General features: G+C 50.8%; 1 protein-coding gene. It reads right to left on the reverse strand.

From position 1 onward, the window contains the following. A partial coding sequence (locus tag M6F29_RS12075) for a BrnT family toxin (RefSeq protein WP_366526015.1) occupies window positions 1-256 on the reverse strand: 256 nt, incomplete at its 3' end. Window positions 257-577: the final 321 nt, after the last annotated feature.

A 577-nucleotide genomic window follows, 5' to 3' on the forward strand; every position in this document is an offset into this window, starting at 1 on the left:
CAGCGCGAAGAAGGGGAATGCGCGGACAAGTGTTCAGGAAGATCTCACTTTCGCTTTCCACAAACGGCACCAAATAGGCATAACCGCGAATACGAACCACAAGAAGACGTTGATTCGGATACTGGTCTTTATTCGGGTGATCCCGAATATCAAGCAGGCCACCATGCGCCATGGCTGATAGAACTTCTTCAAAGGAAACACCTCGTTCTGCCTTGAGAAGAATGTTTTTCCCTGTATTCCAGTTCACGGATTTCATGCTGTTCATGATATACCTGTGTGCTTTATGGCATCAAGCCTGAAAAACGCCGACCCCAGGAAAAGCATACGATTTGGGTCGTCAACTGCTCGCCGATCAACGATGCCAGGATGTCGGTAAAAGCCGGTTCAGCAACGGGTCAGACGAAGCCGCTCGCGCGGAGAAATGATACCCATCAATAGTTAACCGAAACACTCAAACCGTTTGAGGGGCGGTAGAATGTCCCCATGTCGGCCCACTCTCCCCCTCCTCCCTCTCCCACGTACAACGCCAATCAGCAATTGCTGAGATATTTGGGGTTGGCAGTCGTCGTGGGGATAT

The organism is Ferrovum sp. (assembly GCF_027317285.1).
Classification (GTDB): Bacteria; Pseudomonadota; Gammaproteobacteria; order Burkholderiales; family Ferrovaceae; genus Ferrovum.